General features: G+C 63.6%; 2 protein-coding genes. Both read left to right on the top strand.

Features of this window, described 5'->3' with window-relative positions; genetic code table 11:
- A partial coding sequence (locus ACMO6A_RS00325; protein WP_418470631.1) for a coproporphyrinogen dehydrogenase occupies window positions 1-927 on the top strand: 927 nt, incomplete at its 5' end.
- Between the two features lie 263 nt (window positions 928-1,190).
- Window positions 1,191-1,775, top strand: coding sequence for a helix-turn-helix domain-containing protein (locus ACMO6A_RS00320; protein ID WP_418470630.1), 585 nt, complete (start codon window positions 1,191-1,193; stop codon window positions 1,773-1,775).
- Window positions 1,776-1,812: the final 37 nt, after the last annotated feature.

Here is a 1,812-nt window from a genome sequence, read left to right as displayed (position 1 = left end):
CTGGACAAGCTGCAGGGCCGCGTGCAGCGTCTGAGCGTGGGCGTGCAGAGCTTCGACGACGATCTGCTCAAGCAGATGGACCGCTACGAGAAGTACGGCAGCGGCGACGTCATCCTGGAGCGCATCGCCGAGGCGGAGCCGTACTTCGACTCGCTGAACGTTGACATGATCTTCAATTTCCCCTCGCAGACTGAGGACGTTCTCATGGCCGACCTCGAGAAGATCGCGCTGTCCGGTTGCCGCCAGACCACGTTCTCGCCGCTGTACGTGTCGTCGGCCACTACGCGCAAAATGGCCGCTACGTTAGGCGCGATGGACTACGACCGCGAGTACCGTTACTACCAGATCCTCGACGGCGTGCTGGCCGGCGGCGACGACCCGCTGTTCGACCGCACCACGCTGTGGACGTTCACGCGCCCCGACAAGGAAGGCAAGCCGGCCGACGCGCCTCAGATCGACGAGTACCAGGTGAACTACGACGAGTACCCGGCCATCGGCAGCGGCTCCATCACGCATCTGAACGGCTGTTTGTACGTGAACAACTTCAGCATCAAAGACTACAACGCGGCCATCGAGAGCGGGCGCATGTCCATCATGGGCAAGACCGAGATGAGCAAGCGCGACCTCATGCGCTACCGCTTCCTGCTCGATCTGTACAAGCTGCGCCTGGACAAGCGCGCCTTCGAGCGCGACTTCGGCTGCAGCATCGAGACGGGCCTTCCCATGGAGCTGGCGTTCATGCGCTTGAGCAGGGCGTTCGAAACCGACAACGCCGACGAGCTGACGCTGACGCCCATCGGGCGCTACCTGACCGTGGTCATGTACCGCCAGTTCCTCAGCGGCATGAACAACCTGCGCGACCAGGCGCGCGCCGCGCTGACCGGCCCGGAGCGCGAGCTCCTGTTCGGCGAGGGCGTCCCCGCCTAAGAGATTGTCATCCTGAGCGCAAGCCGAAGGCCGGAGTCGAAGGATCCCGCACGGCGTCAGTCGGGGCGCTTCCGGCTATCGCCGCGCGGGGTCCTTCGACTACGCAGCGTCGCTGCTCCGTTCAGGATGACAACTGGGTCGTCGTCACCCGCGGGCCGCTTTTTTGTTTCCAAATGGTTTCGTCTTCCCCTGAATCGAAGCGGTTTGCTATACAATAGATAGACTTTTATTCCGACGACATACCAGAAGGAGGTCAAGCGAGCATGGAGCCGAACATCGAAGAGGTGGCTGGGCGAATTCGGGCCCTGCGCGAAGACCTCGACATCACCATGCAGGAGATGGCCGACGCGACGGGACGCTCGACAGCCGAGTACGCCGCGCAGGAATCGGGGCAGCACGACCTGTCGTTCACGTTCCTCTACAAGTGCGCGCAGCGCCTGGGCGTCGACGTCATCGAGCTTCTGACCGGCGAGGATCCGCATCTGTCGGGCTATTCGCTGACGCGCGCCGCGGAAGGCCTGTCCATCAAGCGCCGCGCGGGCTTCGAGTACCTGCACAAGGCCCCCCATTTCAAGAACAAGCTGGCCGAGCCCTTCCTGGTGACGGCGCCGTACCTCGAGGAAGAGCAGGACGCGCCCATCCACCTGTCCTACCACAAGGGCCAGGAACTCGACTACATCATCTCGGGTCGCATGCGCTTCGCCTACGAGGACCATATCGAGGAGCTCGAGGCGGGCGATCTGCTCATGTACGATTCCGGCCGCGGCCACGGCATGATCGCCACCGGCGGCGAGCCGTGCACGTTTTTGGCCATCGTCATGAAGCCCCACGGGGACGCGATTATCTAGGCGCCGCCGTCCCGTCCCGCCTCGCCGCATCCGGCGG

It is taken from the genome of Eggerthella sp., assembly GCF_048329335.1.
Taxonomy (GTDB): Bacteria; Actinomycetota; Coriobacteriia; order Coriobacteriales; family Eggerthellaceae; genus Eggerthella; species Eggerthella lenta.
This window is presented reverse-complemented; position numbering and strand designations above follow the sequence as displayed.